Here is an 18,925-nt window from a genome sequence, read left to right as displayed (position 1 = left end):
CCCACTCAGATAATTTCTCTAAAATCCAAAAACTGTAACGTTATAGTTTCTTTCATTCTCCAGCCAAATTTTCCTCAGAGATTCCCCACTCAGATAATTCCTCTAAAATCCAAAAACTGTAACGTTATAGTTTAATTTTCATTTTATGAAGCTCTTAAAAAAATCGCGCCTAATAAGAATATAAGGTTGCATCCTCACCAAAATTCTGATATCATAAAATTTAGCTGGGGTTGCTCGCCCATACACATGATTTTTTATTCAACTAAATATACTATAGATTTTCAGCGATCGCGAGGAACAACAAATCTCATTCCCCCCTTAATTTCTAACTCATTCTTTTGATATCTAGGAATAACATGAATATTGCAGTGCATCATTTTTTGTCCTCCAGCACGATTAACATTTATCCCTACATTAAATCCGTCAGGTTGATACTTTTCCTGTAAAATTTTCTGTACCTGATTTACCATCAACCAACATTCTAATTGTTCCTCTATAGGCAACTCAAAATAATTGGCTAGATGACGCTTCGGAATAATTAATGTATGCCCTTTTGTCACTGGATAGCCATCAAGAATTGCATAAGCTCTTGCTGACTCTGTAATTAATTGTAGACTTTTCCGAGGGTTACAAAATAAACATTTGTTTTCCGAATTTTTTTGCTGATTATAATGAATATATTCATAAATTTCACACAATTCATCAACGTGAATAGATTTAAAAGGTAAATTCACTAAACATTGATAAGTTGGTTTCTTGTGTATGAAATGTTCTCGAAAACCCTCCCGCTTCAAACCTCTTCTCACAGCATAATAAGCTTTACCTCCAGAATTTAATAACTGAGAAACTTGCATCAAAACTTCTACTTGCGGTTGTTCAAACAAAACATTTAAGACATAAAAACAAAGGATAGTATCAAACTTTCCCTGGGGATATTGAGGAAAATAATAAGGATCGTAACCAGTAATATCAAAGCCTTTCTGTTGTAGTAATTTAACATCATTACCCCAACCACAGCCAAAATCAAGAATTTTACCTACTAGCAAATTTTTCTCTAGCATTAGTTGAGCTGGAAATGAGATAAATTTACGCTCTTTAGCAGTAAGGTGAGTATATTTGTTTGATTGTTGATTGGTAAACAAGGATACTTTTGCGATGGAGTAATGCAGAATACAATAATTATAAGATAATTTATATCAAGTTTGAATTATCAGTGATAAGTAAAATATTCGGTAATCCTATAGATGTAGTGATTTATTATTAAGGCAGGGAATAGGGAATAGGCAACAGCCAACAAAAATATAAATTAATTCGCTCCTTTTAAAGGAATAGTATTTGCTTGCCTACTAAATTTTTTTTGAGAATATCACTACTTGATATACCACTACCAAATATTCTTGTAGGGGCAATTCATGAATTACCCCTACTCTTATCTCTATTCCTTATTATCTATTAGACATTTCCAGAAAAGAGAGAGTAGGGAGTAGGGAGTAGGGGGAAAGAATTGATGAATAAGAGTGGGATAATTGATTTTACTTTTTATTATTGGAGATTTCTATTATTTATAGGTATTTAACTAAAGATAGTATAGTATTAGTTATTAGAATGAATTAGATTTTTGATAATTAGTCTATTGGCAATATAGCGTTTCCCAAGCTTATGAGGTACAGTTGTATTTTTGTCTTTTTGTTCCCTGTTCCCAGTTAAGTGTTCCCTGAAACCTAAAATTTTGTACCTCACGCTTTTGGGGAATTGCTATATTTAATTTATTAAGTGACCAGGGAGCAAAAATCTACTTGTTCACATAATTTAGCTTTTACAATTATTGAAATATTTATGCTTAAGACTGTCAAATATTCTCAACATAAATATTCCTAGAACTAATCTCAAATTCCAATAATTACTGATCAATAAAATATCAAGTCTTTCTCACCAAGGATAACAAGGATAAATAGACGGGATTTATTTGAATCTATCAAAGTCATTGGGGTGACAAGCACCCCGTGAGGTGAAATGTTTTTGGATAGTTGCTTCAATTCCCGTTCAAAGAACAACTTCTCTCATTCTCCTACTTTCTATTCCCTATTCTCTCGTTTTTATTAATTTCAAGGTTCAAGGTTAAACTAATGAATTATCGAGAAAGAAGCTGGTTTTATATGGTTTTCGACTTTAAAAGTTCAGTCATTCCTAATATTTGGACGAGAGTATTAGTAATTATGATATTTGCACTGGGAGTGACGATAGCTCATGGTAATAATTTGCCAATGAGTCAGCCAATTTTAGGTAGTATTATCCCTGGAATTGTCCTAGGTTTATTGTTAGTGTTTAGAACAAATACTGCTTATGACCGCTATTGGGAAGGTCGAAAATTAATCGGGTTAATTTCTAAAAATTGCTGCATTATGGCAAAAAACATAATGGTTTTTGTGCCAGAAAATAATAGTGAAGATTACAGCAAAAAAATCTATCATATTCAACTATTGATTGCTCTATTTATGGCGATTAAACTTCAACTTCGGCAGGAGAAAGTTAATGAAGAAATTAAAAGCTATATTTCTGAAATTCAGTATCTACAATTGTCTAGAACTAAGAATATTTCTCTACAAATCACTAAATGGTTAGCAACATATTTTGATGAACTTGCCAAAAATAATTCGATTAATCAATTAACCTTAATAAATTGGAATAAACAGATTGAAGAAATTTATATTTATTTTGGTGGTTGTGAACGAATTGCCTCTACTCCTATTCCTAAAGCTTATTCTATTCACTTGAAACATTTATTACTAATTTATTGCTTTGCTACTCCTTTTCAATTTGTCGCCGAATTAAGTTGGTGGACAATTCCCGTAGCAGGCACTATTAGTTTTGCTCTCTTAGGAGTTGAAGCCATAGGTTTAGAAATAGAAAATCCTTTCGGTTACGATTATAATGACTTGCCCTTAGATAATATTGCAACCAAAATGACAGAAGATATTCAGGAACTCATCAACTCTGGTTCTTTCAATAATTCCGAATTATGGCAGGGGTTGGTTAGTTTGCAGCAAATTACTTAGTAGAAAATAGGAAATAGGGAATAGAAAAAAGATGTAACTTTTGTCATACTATTTATTTGTTTATTTGTCATAATGATTTTAATTTAAGTGCAGTTTTAACCTTCAGAAGTAGAGTTAATTAGAGACCGTTTACAAACAAAAACTTAAGCCCTTGTAGGGTGGCTTAGGCGGGCTTATGACTGTAATTTTTCGTGGTTTAAGGTACGCCGTAATCCACCAAATAGCAATATTTTTCCCTTAATATTTACTTTATAAATGCTTTCTTAGGAACATACGATAAGAGACTGGAGAGTAAAATAATTATTAAGAGAGCACGCGAAGTGACTAAAATCTAAAAGCGGTAATGCTTCAAGGGATTGAAAGAAGGTAGATAGAGAAGTATTCAGTACATATATTTCTAGATTTAATAGCGACAATATTTGCCCTTGTATTTCTTCGGACCTCCATACCTATTCCCAGTTAAGTGTTCCCTATCTCCTTTTTATATTTCCTGATACATTCAATCTCTAAATATTTGATCAAAACAAATAAACTCCACTGCTAAACTTAGCTATATTTCATGCAGTACAGCTTTGATATAGCAATATGATTTAAGTTGTGAGATATTTGATACTTTTAGGGAAAACTTAACCAGGACTAGGGAACAGAGAAGAAGAAAAAAATGAATATATATGAATATAATAACTGCTATGTTGTATATTTTTAAGGAACACCTCAATTGTCACATCTGATTCCTGATTACTACATATAAATAAACGCTATTATCTATGGATAAAAGTTTTAGCCAAAATTTAGCTAAAATAATGTAGCTATTAGTACATAAATAAACGGCAACAAATAAACTTCAAATAAATTAGAAACTTGAGGATTTTAGGCTGTGCCTAGTGAGGTAAAATATAGTTAGTAGCTTCCCTGCTAAGAATTTTTGATTAGGTCTGGGAGCAAATCACAAAACTTATATTTAATCAGAGGTTAAGGCATGACTAGCATCGTCAAATCTTCTCTCAACAAAGAACAAACTACTACTTGGTTACGAGGACTCATGAGCGTTGCTTATGCAGATGGAGAACTTGATGCTACAGAAAAAGATTTATTTGACCACTTTAGCCATGAAGAGTTTGCTTCGACAATTGAAATCTCAGAACTACAACCTATTGCTCCAGATGATTTAGCCAAGGTCTTTGGGGAAAATCCTAATATAGCAGAAAACTTTATGAGAACTGCTGTGATGGTAGCCTTGGCAGATGGAATTTATTCTGTTACTGAAGATGATATACTCCATCAATATTGTGATGCTCTAGGACTAAAAGTTAAAGCCTTAGATGCACTTAGAAAGAATCTAGAAAAAGCTAAAGAACAAGCAGAAGAAGATAATTTAGAAAGTTGGCTGGAAGAAACGGAACATACTGGCACTTTTATTATTCCCCACGACCCCGAACATCATCAAACTGTACTTGCTCCGATAAAAGACTGGTTAGATGGGTGGGACATTCACGATCCGAAAGTAGCTCACATGGTATGTAAAATGATTCCTCCCCAATGTCCATTTGAGCGAGATGTTGTGATTTTTGGTAAGAAAGTAGCCCACATTCCAGCTATGTGTAAACTTAACCCACTATACGATCAATTAGTTGGTTTGCGCTTCCGTGCCTTATCTTATTTAGCAGACGAATGCCAGGAAGATGTGTCTAGGTATTGTTAGGGAGTAGGGAGTAGGGAGTAGGGAGTAGGGAAATAGTTACAATTTTTAGGGAGTAGGGAGTAAGGAATAATGATAAAATATTTGTTGCTTGGTAATAGCTCTAACTCACTCAGATGAAACCGTCTGTAAAATTTAAAAGACAAGTTAAAAATGCCTGACATTCATAACTTTAAAGATTTAAAAATTTGGCAAAAAGGGATGGATATTGCTGAAAAATGCTATTTCCTCACTAAACTTTTTCCCAACTAGATTCGGCAAGGGGTCTCCCGTTATAATCTCTGATTTAACGGGAGGGGAATTGCCGAGAGGAAACTTATATAGGTGTCGATTGATGTTCACCCTATAACAGTAAAGAGTAGTAGAAAAATTATGATAATTACTCATTGCTACAAAATTAAGCCGACTCTAGAACAATCAGTCAAAATTGATTATTGGCTAGAACTGTTACGAAGACATTGGAATTATGCTCTTGGTCAACGATTAGACTGCTTGAATAGAACTAGATGTCAAGTTGACCGTTGCTCATTAATTGCATGTCCTATTGGTGAGATTCCCAGTAGACCAGATTATTATTTTCAGCAATCAGCACTTAAACAGACAAAACAGTTATTTCCCGATTACAAGGAAATATATTCTGCAGTCCAGCAAATTAACTTACAAAGACTAGATAAAGCCTGGAAAAGTTTCGGCTAAGAGCCGACATGAAAGGCTAATACCTGATAAAACTGGTAAGCGTGGAGGACGACCTAGATTCAAAAAATCAGGCAAATTAAGGTCATTCTGTTTTAGTAGAGTTAATCATCCCAAAGCAGTAATTAAGTTTGATGGAAAACAAATAATTACTACGAGGTTGGGTGCTATTCCTGTGATAGTTCATAGACCTATTCCAGATGGGTTTGTTATCAAAACTGCAACTATAACTAAAACAGCTGATGGTTATTATGTGAGTTTGAGTTTAGAAGATAAGTCAGTACCTAGTTTAATTCCTACAGATAATATCAAAACTGCTGTAGGTATTGATGTAGGTTTAAAAGAGTTTTTGACTACTAATACTGGAGAAACTGTTTCTGTCCCAAATTTCTATAGAAAAGCTGCTTCTAATTTAGCTAGAAAACAAGGTCAAGCAGACAGAAAGGAAATTAGTTCTAATAACTGGAAAAAGGCGCAAAATAAAATAGCTAGATTGCATCAACATATTGCTAGAAAAAGAGAAGATTTTCATGTGCATTACTGCTCACAAGTTAGTTAAAGAGTATGATTTAATTGCTGTAGAAGACCTTAATATTAAAGGTTTAGCTAGAAATACTAAACTATCAAAATCAATTTATGATGTAGGATGGGGTGCTTTTATTGAAAAGTTGAATGCAGTAGCGGTCAAACGCGGTGTTCATGTAGTTAAAGTTAATCCTCACAATACATCACAAAATTGTAGTAATTGTGGTCATAAAGTGCCTAAAACTTTATCAATTAGAACTCACTCTTGTCCTAAATGTAAAACGGTTTTAGATAGAGACGAGAATGCTGCAGTTAACATATTAAATAAAGCATTACACGAGGTGGGTATCATCTTGTCTGCTTGTGGAGGCTTAGATATTGATCGGCCTGTGAGGCAAGAAACTTCAGCAAACAAGGATTCAATTATCTTTGTTTGATAAGCTCCCGTTATAATCTTTGATTTAACGGGAGAGAACTTCACTTATGCAATTCATTGATCAAGCAGAAATTCAAGTAGAAGGTGGTAAAGGTGGCGATGGCATGGTTGCCTTTCGTCGTGAAAAGTTTGTGCCTGCGGGAGGGCCTGCGGGTGGTAATGGTGGCCGTGGGGGTTCTGTGATTTTAGTGGCCGTTGCTCATCTGCAAACTTTGTTGGATTTTAAATTTCAACGTGTTTTTAAAGGAGAAAATGGTAAGCGGGGCGGTCCAAAAAATATGACTGGGGCCGCTGGAAGCGATCGCTTAATTGAAGTGCCTCCTGGTACGATGATTTATGATGCGGAAACTGAGGAATTATTGGGAGATTTAGTTAAAGCGGGTCAAACTTTTTGTGTTGCTCAAGGTGGTAAAGGTGGGTTAGGAAATAAACATTTTCTCAGTAATAGCAACCGTGCTCCTGAATATGCTTTGCCTGGTTTGGAGGGTGAAGTGCGTATGTTGAGGTTGGAGTTGAAACTTTTAGCTGAAGTAGGAATTATTGGGTTGCCGAATGCCGGAAAGTCTACTTTAATTGCATCTCTTTCTGCTGCTCGTCCGAAAATTGCTGATTATCCTTTTACTACTTTGGTGCCAAATTTAGGAGTTGTGAGAAAACCTACGGGAGATGGTACTGTTTTTGCTGATATTCCAGGATTAATTGAAGGTGCTTCTGATGGTTTGGGTTTGGGACATGAATTTTTGAGGCATATTGAACGGACTAAGTTATTGTTGCATTTGGTTGATATTACAGATATTAGTCCGGTGGAAAATTTTGAGACTATTCAAAATGAGTTAATAGCTTATGGGCGAAATTTGGAAGATAAGCAGCAAGTTTTAGCTTTAAATAAGGTTGATGCGGTTGATTTAGAGAGTGCAGAAATACAGGATTTGGTAAGTCAGTTTAGAGAGATGAGTGGGGGAAAAGTTTTCCTTATTTCTGCTGTTGCGGGTATTGGTTTGGAGGAGTTGATGCAGGAGGTTTGGCAAGTCTTGGAAGATGATCTAATATCATGTTCGGATAATCACTTATAATAAATTTTTTGTTTGTAGTAGGGCTTCAGCCCTATCTACAGTTCGGGCTGAAGCCCTACTACGAACTTTAATTATATATAACTATTTAACCGAAGATTATCTAAACTCCCTGCCCCCCTTCCCTACCAGAGAAGGAGAGTGAGTTTGCCCCTCTCCTTGTAGTATGTAGGTTGGGTATAATTGTAGTCAAACCCAACAGTATACCCAGATAATATGATGTTCGGATAATAAGTGATCAAAAAGTTTTTGTTTGTAGTAGGGCTTTAGCCCATAAAATATGTATCTTCGGGCTAAAGCCCTACTACGAGCTTGAATTATAACTATTCAACCTACAAATTCTAATAACAGTATTTTCCATTCTTAGCTTTTGCCTGATCTTTGCTGGTTCGCATTGCTCCTAAAAGAGTTGAGACAAATACACAACGTTTTGCTGTACCTCCGCTACGAAGGGATAAAGTTATACGCCTGAAACCGTTGGGATGACCTTTATAATTGAATTTTATCCTCCAAATTTTAGTTGAGGAGTCTTGAAGGAGGGTTGTTTCATCATCTATTTGGACAGATTGATCTAGATTTTGCCAATTTGCTTTTTGAGTATCAACAGTTTCTGGGTGTAGTGCCCATTGAGCTATTTCATCCTTTTCTTGAAAACTCGCTTGCCAAGTAACTTTATCCCGCATAGCGTTACTGCGTGCAGTTTTCATCGCTTGGTATATTCTGTCGTTGGAGGTGCGGAGGCGTTGGTTGTTGATGAAACCTAGCCATCCAGGAGCGGCGATCGCTGCCAGAATACCAATAATTAAAACCACAAATGTTAATTCTGTCAGGCTATATCCTGCTTCTTGTTGTTTCAGTAATTTTTCTGAGAAATTTTTTGTAAGATTTTTAATAATAGTTAATTTTACTGAAGTAGAAACTTTAACCTTCATTTTCACCCCGATATTCTGTTATTTCATATTTTTAATTATATTTACTATTTTAGTAATTAATAATTTAATGTCAAATAGAGCGATATTTTTGAGCATAAAAAAATTGCCCTATCGTTAACCTGGAATAGGTTTGACAGAGCAGTTATTTTGTGGTAACCATAAGCTGAAATTTAGATTATGGGCATCCTGTTCCTGTTGCTGAATTAAATTCTCCTTCTACTATCCTCATACTACCTAAGATGGTTTCAACAATTACACATCTTTTAAATCCATCATCTGTTGTAGAAACACTAATAGCAAAAGGTAGTTCTTGGGTTGGATTATCTATTTTCACCGCACCTAAATAGTTAAATTGAATTTGATCGTCTCCATCGTCTTGATAAGCTGTACAGTTATCATTAGCATCTTTAGTTTGACATTCTTTTATAGCTAATTTAACCATTCCTGGTTTAATTTCACTATTTGCTCCTAAAGATTGCCACAATAAATCACTATTTGGTATTGGAGTTGTTTTAGAGGTAGAGTAAATATGGAATCTTGGTGGATCGTTATAAGGTTTACCTGTGCTAGGATTTGTTGCTGAATCAATGTTAACATCTCGAAATTCAAGTATTCTATCTGCTTTTTTCGACTTAGCTTGACTTTGTGCTTTTTGTAAAGCCTGCAATACCTGACTATTAACAGTACGAATGCGTTGTCTTGTGATAAAAGCATTCCAACCAGGGACAGCGATCGCGCTCAATATTCCTATGATTAAAACTACTATTGCTAGCTCTACTAAACTAAAACCTGCATCTGTTTTTAAACTCTTTTTTTTTGTCTGTTTGGAATTTATTTTTAAAAGTATCAATAATATTAAGTTATTCATATTAATATCCCTAGATTTTTAATATACTTCCTATTTGATTAAGCTAATTTTCTAAACTTAGAATTACAAGCCACTTTGTCCTTCTACTTGAACTGTACCACTAGGAAAATAAGTTGCTCGATCTTGACTATAAGTTGCATCAGTTTGAATACGTCGCAAAGAGTTACCTCTAAGATAAACTCTAGCTAAATTTTGCTCTGCATTTACACAAGCATAAAAGCTATTAGTTGGGCTTGCTGCTCCAGAAATTGTTGCTTCATTTATCAGATTTGTTGTGCTTATTGTGTTTCCTGTTGAACCAACAGCATTATCACAATCAGCTTCTGTTACTGTTGGTACATTAGCTGTACTTTGATCTATATAATTTACTAAAGTATCTCTCCTAGGTAAATCTTCACCATCAACTCCCGTTAATAATGTCGGGTTACTTAAGTCATAATTTGTGTTAAATCCCGGATCTCTTTGTCTTCTACCACTAGGAGTATCACTATCACAGTTCCCACCAGTATCACAAATATATACTGAAAAATTATTGGGATCTCTAACTCCATCCTTAACTTCAAATCTTGTTATACGAGCAGGACAGTTAGTGCCACCGGGTTCACACCAAGTAGCATTATTGTCCTGAACTAAATAATAGGCAACCAGCGACATTACATAAGTATCGTTACAAGGATCGGCACTATCATTATTGCAATTTGCGTATGTAGTAGCTGTTGTTGCTGGAATGGCTTTTTCTACTACATCGCGCTTCCAAAAAACTAAGATAGGAGTACTGGTGGCATCGCTTGGAATCGGAGGTGGTGTGTTACCAAGTAATGTAGTAATTCCATCTTGATCGTAGATATAAAGTGCTTGACTTAAATCTTGTTGTATGTAGTCTAAAGCCGCTTGAATATCCTGTTCCCCATTAGTTTTTGCTTCTTCCCTCACATCTCGGTTGAGGATATCCACTACAAAAGTCAACATAGGCACAATTATTAAAAATGCAATAATCGTTCCTACAAGTAGTTCTATCATAGTAAAACCACTTGTGGAGTTGCTTAACTTTTGTGATTTACTATTCGACTGGGTTTTTATTAATAATTTCAGTAAGTTTTGCATTTCAAATATATTCCCAATTTCCAATTTTCAATTCTTTGTAGTAATAGATTTTTATGGACAATTTGAACTTGCTGGTGTAACATTCATAACACTATCAATTCGATCACAAATATTTTGAAATGAACCATTAGAGTTTGCTGGTGCTATCTCTGGTACTATTTCTACCACTGGTAACCTACGATTACCAATAGCATTTGTCACTGTAGATTGCTGTGTCCCTACGTCAGGGCAATCTGTTCCTCCGGGACAAAGTGAAGCTTCCTGAAAAGCATCTGCTCTGTAAACTCTTACAAGTAGTTGATAACCAAGACTAGCATCGGTCTGTGTTGGATGAAAACGTCCCGCCTGAATTATCATATCTGTAGGACTGCTGATTTTGCAGCCTTCTCTATCTCCACCATCAATACAGAATAACTGACTGTTAGTACCACAATACTGTCCATCCTTATCTTCACAACTTGGACTGGCAGCACTAGGAGCGACAGTTGAATCTGGATTTTGTAAAAGTGGATCTGGAGGATCTATTGCACCAGAGCGCACTCCATCAATATAACTCCTAGCTGCCTGTGATGCCAGTTCCACACGTCTTGCCTGAACGCGAGTTCCCACAGACAAAGCAATAACAGGTGCAATTGCACTCATCAGAAAAGCAACCATAATCATTGCCACTAAACCTTCCATAATGGTATAGCCAGCATTAGGATTAATTTGTTGCAATTTTTGGATTTTTTGTTGAATTTGTTGTTTATTCATAGCTCTCCTTGTTTGATGATATGTTGTCAAATCTTGCAGAAAGTAGAAATAAATAAATGAAAAATATTAAATATTCACTTCTGCAAGATGTTTATTTATTTTTAGATTTTACTCTGTGAAATCTTCACAGAAGTCATCGGGGCGATTTTGAGCGTTAACCGCATTTCCACCTCCATCAACTAAAGTAGAACACAACAAAGTTTGTATCCAGTCATCATCTTGACTAACTTCGCGATAATACCTGTCTGGTTCAGCACTTGAACTTTGACCGCTCAATTGTTGAGAAAAGTAGTCGGGAGACTGGGAAAGCAGACCTACATCAAATCCCCAGTTACGATTAGGTGGTAGGAAGAATGGAATCCTACCACCCCCGTTATTAAGGTTATAAGTATTATAGGGAGGGCCAAAACGACTCTCACCTGGATCGGGATTGATTGGATTGGGGGATATATGTGTATAAGGAGCAGTCGCATAAGCGCTACGCTTTAGCTGCATAAAACCACCAGTAATTTGATTATCTTGTCCATTGTTTCGCAACCAGTTTTCTAGGAAGCGTGGTAAGTTTTGCAAACCACCATTACCTTCTCCATTATTACCAGTGCGGGGCGGTACGTCACCAGAACCTACTACTAGATTAAATATGGTATCTCCAGCAGCTCTTTGCAGCCATCCACGGTTTGTTAGCTGATCATTGTTACCGGTTGGTAAGTTACCAGAGGTACCTGGCGGTGCGGTTCCTGGTGCATTGTATTGTAATACAGGTACTAACAGAGGTTGTTGAACCGTTCCTTCTGTTGGTGCACCTATTGGATCGGGAACTACTAATGAGTTCAAATAAGCCAAAGGAAAAGTGTTACCATAATTCGCTCCTTGAGTTGGATCGGTAGCATTATTAGAAGTTCTAAACCAAAGAGCATTAGCTGCTATATCAGGTATATTATTAATCGGAGTTTGTGTATCAAAATTCGTTCCTGTTCCAGTTATTGTAGCTGGAGAAGTATTGTACGAGAATAGTTGCAGATCACCACTTTGTACTCCTATTGGAATTGGTAAGCCACCATCTAATATTAAGTTGTTACTACTATCCCTGGCAAATGCTACACGCCTTGGATAACGACGGTCATTAGGGTCTAATGCAGGACGAGCTGTAGTTCCTGCACCTAAAGCATTGACACTTGTGCCTACTGCTACTTGGTTTGCTGTTTCATTAGCACCTATATCTACCACCCAATCTGGAGGCTGGCAAGAGGATACAGGCAACTTCCGACAAATCTCCATTACATACTCTGGGAAATCTCCTCGTCGTTGAACAGGTGTCACATAGTTGTTGAAGTAAGAACTATTAACGACAGTATTGCTATTATTAGTTGAGTAGTTAGCATCTGTTATTATATCAGTTGGTGTAACTGCATTTCCAGAATTGTCAATTTGGTTTCCCGCACCGTCATAAGATACTGTATTAATTTGAGGAGTTGCATCTGTAAAGTAAGCACCACTACTCAAACCATTAGTAACAAAGTTATTACCATAGAAACCATTTAACATCCGAGCGCCAGCAACAGTAATATCAGCTTCTAGCACTGTATCATTTTCCTTGTCACCATCTCCATTACTATCGCGCCCATCAAGGTCAAAACCTAATTCTGCCTCATTAACAAGATCGTCAGTAGTATTATCTGTTGTTTGGTTATCAACAGAGCGGTTAAAGTTATACCCTCGGTCTAATGTTCCATCAGTATTAAAATCATCCATCACAACGGGAAGATTACCAGCATTATTTCTGAGGTCAAAATCTCCCTCATCACGAAAACCAGAACGAAAACCTAAACCTAGATCGCTATCATTATCAGACAAAACTGTAATTGCATCAGCTAGTACAGTTGCTGGACGCCATTGATCTCCTGTTGTGCAACCAGAAATTCTTGGGTCTCCAGGACGGCAAGCAAAATTCTGATTTATGTCAGTACGAGTGTAGAAATTACCCCAATCATCCTGTAAGTTCTCATTAAACTCTTGCTCAGTATGAGGATTAAATGTACCTTGGATATAGACTGGCAAATTACTAACCAAAGTTAAGCCTTTTTCTTTGACAACATCTTCTACACTACTAACAGGATCAGCATCATCATTTTGACCATCATCATCATTATCATTTCTAGCTAGACGTTCACCATTAATCAACATAATCCCATTAGGGCGACGAGTGGGGTCTAATCTATAATCTGTGGGACTGATCAATGCACTACTATCTTCATCAATTGCGCTATTGTCGTCGTTAGGTGTGCGATCGCTCCTGTCTGGTAGAGCATCATCACGAGTAGCATAGATAATACCGCTATATGGCAGTAAATATTCTTCTCCAAGTCCCGTTGATACTTCAGTAGGAATTGCAGCACCAAAAGTAGTTATCTCTAGATTTCTCATTGCACCCAAATCTAACTGAGTCAAACGAATTTCTAAAGGTTGTCGTTCTTCTATAAACTGATCGTAGTTTGTTGTTAAGTTTGCTGGATTTGCCAGAGTGCTATTGAGAGTAAAAGTTTCATCAACATCAGTAGTGTCAAGATTGTCAGCATCTATAGCTTTTATTTGTCTAGCATCCAATAATGTTACTTCTCTGATGACACCATCATAATCTACTCCAAAAGGAGCATTAGTTCTATTCACGTTACCGTTTAATATATCTAAAGAACAGAGAGTCGAATCTATAGCGGCCTGTTCTTCTAGTGTCAAATCGTTAGTTGTGCCACCATCTAATCTTTCTAAAGCTCTGCGCAAAGGTTCATTAGCAAATCTGCCATCTGGGAAAACCATACTTGCTTGGTCTCCTAGTTCTGGTGGATTTGTGGTAAATCTACCATTTGTACCCAAACTAGAGCTTGTTGGTCTAAATGTATCTGTTGGCGGCTCATAAACTACACCATTATTTGATTTACCATTTGCTGTTGCACCAAATCCCGTATCTGGTAAAGATGTCAAGTTTGCTGCCGTTGTACTATTTGTTGGGTCATAGTAACTACTAATACAAGCAATAGGTTCTTGTTCGTTATCTACAGGATCGGCATCCGGGTCAATTGGGTCACTTGCATAGTGATATAGCACTGTTGCCCGCATTCTTAGATCCCCTTTAGCATACTTGGGAGTATTTGGGTCAATAGTGGGTGTCACTGCTGCATAAGTACCTGTATTCCTTAGAGGCCAATTTGCCGTATCTGCAGCATTTGGAAGTGGATTAGGGTCCCATTGCTGATTATCATTATCATAAACGGTAGCTACAGGACTAGATGACATAGGCATTGTATCCGGCCACACAACAGTATATTGTTCTACGTCATTAGTTGCCGGGTCATCAAAAGGTACTTCATTTAGTGGTGTTGTTGGAGGATTATTACCTGTTACTGGAGGTGGCAGAAAAGAATTAGTACGTTCATAAACTCCTGCCCCTGTTACTATACGCAAACCACCAATACCATCTAAGGAAGCTTCCGGTACTTCAGCGGCTGCCCTTTCCCAGAACCCATTCCGATCTGAAGAACCCACGCTGGGTAATTCTGTTACACGAGCTAGCCGAGTCCGAGTAGCCTCTGTGTCAGTCCATTCCCCTGCATCTTGTTCACCACGAACAAATGTAGAACCGTCCCACTGTTTAGCAGGCAAATTATTTCCTACAAATATGCGATCGCCAAGGAGTTGTTCTAGGCGATTATCTTCACCGTTTGGTTCTTGAGCTTCTAGTTGATTTTCATCTAGGTCAAGTTTTGTATTAGTCTCTGTTGGAAGCCTCCATGCATCGGGTGGTACAATATGATTGTTACCATCAATAACTTCACAGGTAGGAGTCTCAGTTAAGGTTTCGTTAGTACCTGCATTTACATTGATAAATGGTACTTTTATAGTTCTATCTCGGAAATATATTTCATATTCTTCGCGACGTATTTCTGCTTCCCTATCTGTATCAGCTCCCTCTTCTTCTACCCTATCTGTAACCCTATCTGTCACTTCTGATGGTTCACATCCTGCTGGTATATTATTTAAAAGGTGAGCTATTCGTCTTTCATAGGCATCATTATTATAGATAGTTTCAAATGAAGTGTTATTAACCGAGTCTTGGCCGGTGTTAATTACATCTGTTACTACAGCATTCCCAGTACCTTGAAATAAATCTACATCCACATCATTTGTTTGATTACTATTGCCGGACATCCCGTTAACAACGTTACCCCCAACAATTATCTTGCTATTTTCTGCTTCGTAAAAGCAAGAACTATTACTACTTACTTGATATATATGTAAGTCATTACGAAAAGGCGAAACCACTAAATTACTATTTGTTAATATCCTGCCATTAATCCGAAAATCAGGACCGGGAGATATTTCTAAATCATCCCCATATAGTACAGCGTTGTTGGTTAGAGGAATTCTTTCCCAATCTTCTTGATATTCTAGAGCAGCAACACCTGTTGTTCCTGGAAACGCTTCTTCATCATTACCGGGTTCTGTAATAGGAACAGTTACAGTATAAACAAAAAAACTTTTTACTAACTTACCATCTGCTTTGTACCAACCAGAGTCTCCTACCAAGCTAGCACTACTACCTAAAGCTCCAGCACAATTTTGATTTTGCAGTACTCCCAAAGGAGGCATTGGTGGAGTCCTCGCTTCTAGAGGTCCTCTCTCTCTAGTAAATCCAGTTCCGTTACGAGGTGGGGTACGGAAAAAGATACCATATATTGTGTAACTGTCAGCAATTCCATTGTTGTTTGTATCAACAGGAAATCTCCATGCAGTTCTAACTTCTTCGTCATCTTCAATTTGACTGGCATTATTACCCTCATTCTCTATTGAATTAGAGCCATCAAGGTCGTAAGTTACACTCAAGCGGTTTTCATCAGCAAAAGTATATCTATCTGGTGTAATAGAACTTAGAGTTGAGTAAAGAACATCATCTGATGGTGTTTCTCTAGGTAAAGTAGGGTCTTCTTGAAGTAGATACTGAATTTTAGCTCTAGCTCGATCAAGAGCAGGAGTTGCTGCACTAAGAGCTTGCTCGCTAACTCTAACGTTACGAGCTTGTTCCGCCCGATCAAAAGAACGAAGCAATATAGCTACTGTCAGTAATACGACTACTAACATAACCATTGTCACTGTAGGAAGTACAAATCCTGCATTAGTAGCTTTTCCTAAAGTTGTTTTTCTCCGAGCAGTAAATTTTACTAATCCCCTAATTAGTAGTTTTGATTGTTTGCTTATATTTATCACTATAGTTTTGATATTTTTTTTAATATTATGGTAATACATAGGCTTTTCCCTGGTCTGTCATATTATTGGTAAGCTTTAACATTGTTACTATTTGATAATTAAGCTATTACTTTTGATTTTTCCCATATTTACAAAAAAAATAACACTGCCATATTGATTTGAATTTATATCTTCTATTTTAGACTTAATTATAGACTGTAGCGATAAATTCAGTGACTATTATCACAACAAGTTAGTGTTTTGAATTACAACTATCTAAATGAATTCTACCATATCTGAAGCAAATAATGTTACGAAGAGTTAAAGAATGTTACTAAGAGTTTAAGTAAGGAATAAAAATGGTAATTTTTATCTCTCAATCAGCAGATAAAACTTGATACAAAAACAAGCAGTTATAATCAATATCCGCAGTTTTTTACTAAATATTAATCGTACTTGGTATTATATATAATTCTGCTAAAAAGTCGTCATTGCGATGATAGGAGGCAATCTCCTCAATCATTGAGATTGCTTGCTTCTACTCTGTTGCAGTTCCAATGAGTTGGATATAGTAATTATCCAGATTTGATATTACAGGAAAAGTGTATATAAACTAATTAAATTTTTATAGTAAATATCACTACTTTTAGATTACTACTAATTCATTGAATTATTTCCAAATTCTTCAGACTATAGCCAAAATTATTAACTCTCGTCTCGAACCTTGATTCTATATAACTGGCATATAAATTCATAATCTTATTGCTTTTCCACTGATGCCAACGAGAAAAATATTTATCATTTACCTTAGAACTAACTTCAACATTTACAGGAAAACTTTCTAAATTAATAAAGGAGTAGATTTGATTTAAAATAATTTGAGGATTTGCTACAAAATCTTCATACTTAATCGCTAAAACATTTTTTATACTTGCCTTGTCTGAGTCAAATTTTTCGTAGCATCTCAGCCAATGTTCTACTAGGGAATGCAATGGATTTTTACACCATTTCCTAGTTGCATAAGAAACCGCTATAGGATGTCTAAAAATAATAATAAAAAATGAATTAGGAAATAATTTTTGCAAAAAACGAGTTCTCACTAAATTAGGTGGTGACTTTTCTAATAAGAAAGGCTTTTGAATATCCCAATATTTCTCCCACTGATGAAACAGTTTTTCTGCATTAGCTAAAGTTGCTAACTCTGAATTTTCATCTAAAAAAGATGCTCTATTAAAACCGAATTTTCCCGCTCCACCATACTTTATTGCGGGATAGTAAACTGACTGTAGATGTTGACCTTCATCCTCAAAAGCTCTAGTTTTTTTAAAGCCACTAATTTGAGGATGTTCTCTCAGGCATTTAAACACCAAAGATGTCCCACTTCTGTGTAAACCACCAATAAAAATGAACTTGTAATTTTCCATAGTAGTTATTTTTTTGTAGCTTTTAATGACCAATACTTCTAAAAATTTAACTCTAGATTAAATCCAGAAATCCTATCTAATATATATTGCTTCTGAGATTCATCAAATATTTTATTGAATTTATCGGAGCCAGATTTTTTAATTTCCTGACTCACTGTTCTACCCCCTTTTTCTAAACTCAAATATTTAGCTGCTTTCCCATAATCTTCTATCATTCTTTCATCAAATTCTATACTTAGAAAATCACAGATTTTTTTGATAATAACAGGAGTATCTGCAACAAGTTGGTCATAATTCACTAGAATATGATTTTCTTTGTGAGAATGCTTCATACTAATTTCTATTGACTCTTTCCAACGTTCTAAACAGTAGTCTATATCCCATGCTTTATACCATTGTTTAGGATATTTATGAGTCACTTCATACAATGAAGCCACGACATCAGGGCCATTTCTTAAAAGATGAATCATTCTTGCTTTAGGCAACATCTTTTCTATGTAATCTAAATAAAGTATATGGTCTGGGGTTTTTTCTAACCATAAACTTTTACCTGCCTCGATAGTTAAAATATTTAATACTTTAATAAAGCTACGAGTGTATAAATCTATAAAGGGAATTTTGGGAAAATATTTTAACATCTCTGGACGATTAATTTCTTTGTTAAAATATTTTTTGAGATGTGGTTTTAAACGTGGTGAAATTAATCCCAATTTTTGTCGTTTAGGTTCGTATTTAGCTACTCCATAGAGGAAAAATTTTGTTTCAGGAAAAGAAGCTATTTCAGGATGAGTTGCTAATAAACTTTGTAATAATGTTGTCCCAGAGCGAGGACATCCAAATAGAAAAATTGGTGCTTGAAGTTTCTGTTTCATAACTACCTTATTTATTAGTTATAAATCAATACAGTTCAGTTAAAAACTTTTTAAAAAAGAAAGAAGAAAGCAAGAGAATTGCTGATATGTAGATATGATGTGTATTTGTTGGCAATTGAGAAACTATCAAATAACAAATACTTAAGATGATGCAGTTTTTATTTTCATACCTTAATTCGGCAACACCAGGAAAGATTATTTCCCCATCTATCATGACTGAAGTCCTACTCTTATTCATCAACTATTTACCGAAAA

At 35.8% G+C, this 18,925-nt stretch carries 14 protein-coding genes; 6 read left to right on the top strand and 8 right to left on the bottom strand.

What is annotated here, in order from left to right; translation table 11 throughout:
• Positions 1 to 281: 281 nt before the first annotated feature.
• On the bottom strand, positions 282 to 1,142 hold the full coding sequence (locus tag ACP6PK_RS19380; RefSeq protein ID WP_426561837.1) for an HIT family protein: 861 nt from the start codon (positions 1,140 to 1,142) through the stop codon (positions 282 to 284).
• A 984-nt stretch (positions 1,143 to 2,126) separates the two neighbouring features.
• Here ACP6PK_RS19380 and ACP6PK_RS19375 point away from each other — a divergent pair.
• From ACP6PK_RS19375 to obgE, 6 genes are all read left to right on the top strand, one after another.
• Complete coding sequence (locus ACP6PK_RS19375; RefSeq protein ID WP_426561835.1) at positions 2,127 to 3,056, top strand: bestrophin family protein; 930 nt, start codon at positions 2,127 to 2,129, stop codon at positions 3,054 to 3,056.
• A 979-nt stretch (positions 3,057 to 4,035) separates the two neighbouring features.
• Entirely contained in the window at positions 4,036 to 4,758 is a 723-nt protein-coding gene (locus tag ACP6PK_RS19370) for a Mo-dependent nitrogenase C-terminal domain-containing protein (protein WP_426561833.1), read from the top strand.
• Between the two features lie 369 nt (positions 4,759 to 5,127).
• Positions 5,128 to 5,451 (top strand): helix-turn-helix domain-containing protein, encoded by a 324-nt coding sequence (locus ACP6PK_RS19365; RefSeq protein ID WP_426561831.1) that lies wholly within the window; start codon positions 5,128 to 5,130, stop codon positions 5,449 to 5,451.
• Positions 5,426 to 6,007, top strand: a complete 582-nt coding sequence (locus ACP6PK_RS19360) for an RNA-guided endonuclease InsQ/TnpB family protein (RefSeq protein WP_426561843.1) — start codon at positions 5,426 to 5,428, stop codon at positions 6,005 to 6,007. Before ACP6PK_RS19365 ends, ACP6PK_RS19360 begins: the two co-directional genes overlap by 26 nt.
• Positions 5,979 to 6,410, top strand: a complete 432-nt coding sequence (locus ACP6PK_RS19355) for an RNA-guided endonuclease InsQ/TnpB family protein (protein WP_426561829.1) — start codon at positions 5,979 to 5,981, stop codon at positions 6,408 to 6,410. Before ACP6PK_RS19360 ends, ACP6PK_RS19355 begins: the two co-directional genes overlap by 29 nt.
• 46 nt (positions 6,411 to 6,456) lie before the next feature.
• Positions 6,457 to 7,482, top strand: a complete 1,026-nt coding sequence (obgE, locus tag ACP6PK_RS19350; protein WP_426561827.1) for a GTPase ObgE — start codon at positions 6,457 to 6,459, stop codon at positions 7,480 to 7,482.
• A gap of 338 nt (positions 7,483 to 7,820) precedes the next feature.
• On the opposite strand, the gene ACP6PK_RS19345 is transcribed toward obgE, so the two are convergent.
• From ACP6PK_RS19345 to ACP6PK_RS19315, 7 genes are all read right to left on the bottom strand, one after another.
• On the bottom strand, positions 7,821 to 8,411 hold the full coding sequence (locus ACP6PK_RS19345; RefSeq protein ID WP_426561825.1) for a pilus assembly FimT family protein: 591 nt from the start codon (positions 8,409 to 8,411) through the stop codon (positions 7,821 to 7,823).
• A gap of 175 nt (positions 8,412 to 8,586) precedes the next feature.
• On the bottom strand, positions 8,587 to 9,279 hold the full coding sequence (locus tag ACP6PK_RS19340; RefSeq protein ID WP_426561823.1) for a pilus assembly FimT family protein: 693 nt from the start codon (positions 9,277 to 9,279) through the stop codon (positions 8,587 to 8,589).
• Positions 9,280 to 9,342: 63 nt separating this feature from the next.
• Entirely contained in the window at positions 9,343 to 10,383 is a 1,041-nt protein-coding gene (hpsC, locus tag ACP6PK_RS19335; RefSeq protein ID WP_426561821.1) for a hormogonium polysaccharide secretion pseudopilin HpsC, read from the bottom strand.
• Between the two features lie 51 nt (positions 10,384 to 10,434).
• On the bottom strand, positions 10,435 to 11,136 hold the full coding sequence (gene hpsB, locus ACP6PK_RS19330; RefSeq protein ID WP_426561819.1) for a hormogonium polysaccharide secretion pseudopilin HpsB: 702 nt from the start codon (positions 11,134 to 11,136) through the stop codon (positions 10,435 to 10,437).
• A gap of 108 nt (positions 11,137 to 11,244) precedes the next feature.
• Positions 11,245 to 16,434: a hormogonium polysaccharide biosynthesis protein HpsA gene (gene hpsA / locus ACP6PK_RS19325; protein ID WP_426561817.1), complete on the bottom strand. Its 5,190-nt coding sequence runs from the start codon at positions 16,432 to 16,434 to the stop codon at positions 11,245 to 11,247.
• Positions 16,435 to 17,036: 602 nt separating this feature from the next.
• Positions 17,037 to 17,798, bottom strand: a complete 762-nt coding sequence (locus ACP6PK_RS19320; protein WP_426561815.1) for a sulfotransferase family protein — start codon at positions 17,796 to 17,798, stop codon at positions 17,037 to 17,039.
• 38 nt (positions 17,799 to 17,836) lie between these two features.
• Positions 17,837 to 18,670, bottom strand: a complete 834-nt coding sequence (locus ACP6PK_RS19315) for a sulfotransferase family protein (protein ID WP_426561813.1) — start codon at positions 18,668 to 18,670, stop codon at positions 17,837 to 17,839.
• Between the last annotated feature and the right edge of the window lie 255 nt (positions 18,671 to 18,925).

The sequence above is a fragment of the Dapis hubbardiae BLCC-M172 genome (assembly GCF_050016015.1).
GTDB lineage: Bacteria > Cyanobacteriota > Cyanobacteriia > Cyanobacteriales > Microcoleaceae > Trichodesmium.
This window is presented reverse-complemented; position numbering and strand designations above follow the sequence as displayed.